Here is a 4,575-nt window from a genome sequence, read left to right on the forward strand (position 1 = left end):
CAGATCGCCCGGGAACTCAACCACCGCCCTCGCCTCGTCCTTGGCGACCGCACTCCGGCCGAGGCCATGAGAACATGGATCACACAGGCCTCTACCAGGTGATTCGCAACCACCGCTGGAAAGCACCCGGTCTATCCGGTGCTGTTCATCGACGCGATCCACGTCAAGCTACGGGCTCTGTCGCAGATTGCGTGATCTAGGCGGAGTGCAGGGTGCGTTTGCGTAGCAGGTCGAGTTTCGCGCGGCCGAACATTTGGCGTTTGAGCATCTTGACGCGATTGACGTGCCCTTCGACAGGGCCGGAGCTGTGAGGCAGTGTCAGGCCGTTGCGGACAGCGTCGAGATCCCGGCGGAGGTTGCGGGCGAAGGAAGCCAGCGCGGTGAATGAATCCATTTCGGCCGCGGAGATCCAGGCGTCCAGCTGGTGGCCGTGGAGCTGGGTCATCATGAGGGCGAAGTCCTGGACGTGCCGGGCCAGTCGGTTCAGAGCGCGGCTGCGTTTGCGGAGGGTTCGCAGCTGACCGGCATCATCGGAGTTCAGGTTGTCGGGCTTGGACATGATCCAGCGGGTAATGTCGCGGCCCGAAGGTTGCCTGGGGGCGGGGACGGCGATCTGACCGGCACCGGTGCGAAAGCGCCGTAGGTAGCGTTGCACTTGCTGCTCGGTGCCGGAGTATCCGAGCGTGGTGATCTCCCGGGTGAGCTGGGCGGCGTTTCGAATGCCCTCGTTCCAGCGGCGGTGCAGGTGTTCGTGGTATCCGTCCAGGATGCTGGCACGGTTTTGACTCATGGCAATCACGGTGTCGACCTCGGCGGCGCTGGCCAGCTTGCGGACGGTTGCGGGGTGCAGGCCGAGCTCTCGGCCGATGGCCGCCTTGCTGAGACCCTGTTTCAGCAGCTCATGTACGGCGGCGTGATGTCGACGCAGCCGGGTGACGACTTTGAGCTCGCGGTGGTGTACCACGGGTGGTGGTTCGGCGGTGCAGGTGGCTGCGGCCTCGGCGGCCAGCGCGGCTGCGAGGTCATGGCGGGCGGTGGCGACGTCCTTCTCCACGGCCTGGCCGAGGTTCTGCCATAGATGGAACCGGTCTGCCACTTGCACTGCGTCGGGTGCGCCTTGGCGTGCCCCGTCAGCGTAGCCGCCTGCTCGATCTCGGCAGATGATCTCCGGTAACGGGCGGTCACGCAGCCACGCTGCCAGAGCGTCCCCGTTCCTGCCGTCGATCATGTCCACGACCCTGCGGGTTTCCAGATCCACCATGATTGTGCCGTAGCGGTGCCCCTTACGTGTGGCGAAGTCATCGACACCCAGCACTCGCACGTGTCCGATCGGCTGCTCAGGCAAAGCTCTGACGCGGCGCAGTAGGGTGTCCCGGCTCACTTGCAGACCCAGCGAGGCTGCCAGGCGAACGCCGGCTCGGCCTGCTAGTTCCATGCCTATCGATGCCAGCACCCGCTGCAGGGCATCGGTGAAGCGCGCATGTGGCCGAGTCAGGCCCGGCACCTGCTCGGCGAACGTCTTCACCGGACACTTGACGCTCACACAGCGAAATCGCCTGACGACCAACTCGATGATTACGCAGGCACCACCCACCACGGAGTCCTTGAGCCGGCGCACGTACCTGCCGTGAACCCGCGCCGATACCCCGCCACAACTCGTGCACGCCGCTCGCATCCCGCTTACCCGAGCACGAATACTCACCATTCCGCCCTCGCGCTTGGCATCCTCCACGGTCAGTACCGTCAGGTGCGGGAGCAGAACGTCAATCCACTGCGCAAGACACGAAGATCATTATTCCGTCGTGGAACCCGCAACGAGACCGACAAAGCGAGGATCACGCAATCTGCGACAGAGCCAAGCTACGCGACGGGCAGGTCGCCAACCGTCCGATCTACGTGGCGCTGGCGGTCACCGCCGACGGCGAGCGCGACATCCTGGGGCTGTGGGCCGGCGACGGCGGCGAGGGCGCGAAGTTCTGGCTGCACGTGCTGACCGAGATCAAGAACCGCGGCGTCAGCGACGTGCTGATGCTGGTCTGCGACGGGCTGAAAGGCCTGCCGCAAGCCGTCGAACAGACCTGGCCGCAGACGATTGTGCAGACCTGCGTGGTGCATCTGCTGCGCGCCTCCTTCCGGTATGCCGCCCGCCAGCACTGGGACGCCATTGCCAAAGCGCTCAAGCTGGTCTACACCGCCCCGACCGAAGCCGCCGCACTCGAGTGGTTTATCGAGTTCGCCGAGACCTGGGGCGGCAGGTATCCGGCGATCGTGAAGCTATGGGAGGACTCCTGGGCGGAGTTCGTGCCCTTCCTCGGCTTCGACACCGAGATCCGCCGGGTGATCTGCTCGACCAACGCGATCGAGTCGGTCAACGCCCGGATCCGGCGGGCGGTCAAGGCACGCGGGCACTTCCCCAACGAGCAGGCCGCGCTCAAGTGCGTCTACATGGCGATCATGAGCCTGGACCCGACCGGCAAGGGCCGCAAACGCTGGATCACCCGCTGGAAGTCTGCTCTGAACGCCTTCGCCGTCACCTTCGAAGGCCGCCTGACCCCGACCACCCGCTAAACAATTCACGCAGAGTTACACCGTCTACTGGACAGAGCCCGGCGTGGTCGTCGGGAGCGAGAATGGCGATCGTGTGGGGGATGCAGTAGTCGAGGAGGGCGAGCGCGTCGGCCATAGTGTCGGCGCTGACGGGCAGCTGTGGTGGGTGGCCGGCGGCGAGGTGGAGGAGCGCGGCGAGCCGGTAGCCGTTGCCGCCAGCGCGCGCGAGCCAGCCCTTGATGTGGGTGAGGTCGCCAGCGTCGGGGTCGAGGCGGCGTTCGTGGCGGGCCCGCCAGTCGAGCATGAGGTGCTCGGCGTCTTCGCTGACCTGCATGGGGACGGGCGGGAGTGGTTGGCCGTCGTCGTCGAAGGTGTGGCCTTCGGGGCGTACGGAGTAGAAGGCGCGGTGGACGCAGTGGCTCCACGCGTCGATGAGGTGGGCGGGGACGTGCGGGGGTCGTACGTCGCGGCTGCCGGCGAGCGAGGTGGGCCGGGCGAGGAGGAAGCGGTTGAGGAGGCCTTTGTCGGTGACGGCATTGGATTCGATGGCGTCGGCGATGACGACGGGCTGCACGGACAGGCTGAGGGCCAGGGAGGGGCGTTCGAGCTCGAAGCTGTCGCGGCTGATCCGGTCGGGCCGCCACGGCTCGGAGGCGTCCCACGACTGGAGGACGAACTCCAGGTTGGGTTTGCCGTTGTTGTATCGGCCGCAGATGTTGCCGAGGAAGGTGCCTTCGGCGGAGACGATGCCGATGTGTCCGCCGACCTTGTGCATCAGTTTGGCGAGTGCTTCGGGGAGGATGTCGCCGGCGAGGAGTTGGGGGCGGGGCGGCCCGGTGAGTTCTTTGATCGTTTCGTTGAGTCCTTCGAGGTCGGCGAGGAGGTCGTTGCGTTTGTCGCCGTGGGCGGTGGCGAGGTCGCGGATGAGTTTGTCGCGGGTGTGCTGGGCGATTTCGAGTTGTTCGGCGAGCTGCCCGTATTTGAGGTCCCACGCCTTTCGGAGGGTGGTTTCGAGGCGGTAGACGGGTGCGTTGACGGCTTTGAAGGCGCGGGATTTGCCGTCGCCGGAGTCGGCGATGGTGGCGAGGAAGAGGGAGAGGGTTTCTTCGGTCCATTGGCCGGTGATGGTGGCGTGCGAGCCGACGACGGTGGAGAGGGCGCCGATGGCGGCGAACGCGGGGATTTCGACGGGGGTTTGGGTGTAGGTGGCGACGGCTTCGACGAATTTGCCGGTGTCGCCGGAGAGTGTGGAGCGGGAAGGTGGGCAGGACGGCGGGGGCCGTGTCGCTGCCGGGGATGCTCCAGGGCGTGGCGTGGACGTCGGCGATGTCGTGGAAGACGCCTTCGCGCAGGGCCTGCTCGGTGGCGGTGGCCATGATGCGGCGTACGTCGGGCGTCTCGGCCGCGGCCGTGGGTGTGGTGTTGGTGGCCGGCGTGGGCGGCTCGTCGTCGGGCGCCTGGTCGGGCCAGGGCGTGTCGTTGGGCGGGGTGTTGGGGGTCCAGGGTCGTACGGCGCAGCGGTCCCGGATGTGGTCGAGGATGGCGGGGCGTAGCGCCTTGGCTGCGGGTGAGGCGTCGGGGTGTCCGGCGGCGGCGAGGCGGAGGTCGCGGGCGGCGGCGCGTTCGTCGCCGCGGTGGTGCCACCAGGAGAAGACGCGGCTCATGGTGAGCCTCTGGCCGGCGCCGGGGGGAAGGTCGAGGTTCTCGCTGAAGTTGATGCAGACGTGGGGCCAGGCGCGTACGGAGTACATGGAGGATGCGCCGTCGCGTCGCCAGAGCTGCGCGCCGTCCCGCTCGCTGCCGACGTAGGCGAGTCCTTGGGGCTGGAACAGGTCGGCCCACTCGCACACTTCGGCGAGGGCGTCGAACGGCCCGACGGTGCCGGGCGCGATGTTGGTGGGTCGCGGCCGTGGTGTGGGTGCCTGCTGTGCGGTGGGGGTGGGGTCGGGCAGGTCGATCGTGTACAGGAGGGTGGCGAGTTCGTCGAGCTGGTAGGTGGTGCCGGACGACTCCAGGACGGTGCACGGC

Annotated in this window: 2 protein-coding genes and 2 pseudogenes; 2 read left to right on the plus strand and 2 right to left on the minus strand. The window is 67.2% G+C overall.

Annotated features, from left to right (window positions below; translation table 11 throughout):
- Nucleotides 1-196 precede the first annotated feature (196 nt).
- A complete protein-coding gene (locus E1286_RS46190) occupies nucleotides 197-1,705 on the minus strand; it encodes an ISL3 family transposase (RefSeq protein WP_132623605.1) in 1,509 nt (502 codons plus the stop codon).
- 152 nt (nucleotides 1,706-1,857) lie between these two features.
- Between E1286_RS46190 and E1286_RS46195 the strand changes: the two are divergent.
- Nucleotides 1,858-2,568, plus strand: a pseudogene (locus E1286_RS46195) (IS256 family transposase); the annotation flags it as partial.
- On the opposite strand, the pseudogene E1286_RS46200 reads toward E1286_RS46195, so the two are convergent.
- Nucleotides 2,531-3,733, minus strand: a pseudogene (locus E1286_RS46200) (YfjI family protein); the annotation flags it as partial. The pseudogenes E1286_RS46195 and E1286_RS46200 sit on opposite strands and share 38 nt — an antisense overlap.
- A 74-nt stretch (nucleotides 3,734-3,807) precedes the next feature.
- On the opposite strand from E1286_RS46200, the gene E1286_RS46205 reads away from it, so the two are divergent.
- Entirely contained in the window at nucleotides 3,808-4,356 is a 549-nt protein-coding gene (locus E1286_RS46205) for a hypothetical protein (protein ID WP_132623603.1), read from the plus strand.
- The last annotated feature ends 219 nt before the right edge of the window (nucleotides 4,357-4,575 follow it).

It is taken from the genome of Nonomuraea terrae (assembly GCF_004348995.1).
In the GTDB taxonomy this organism is placed as follows: domain Bacteria; phylum Actinomycetota; class Actinomycetes; order Streptosporangiales; family Streptosporangiaceae; genus Nonomuraea; species Nonomuraea terrae.

Excerpts from the sequence above, each read along its gene's own strand:
- E1286_RS46190 (WP_132623605.1), bottom strand. The coding sequence starts at position 1,705 with ATGGTGAGTATTCGTGCTCGGGTAAGCGGGATGCGAGCGGCGTGCACG.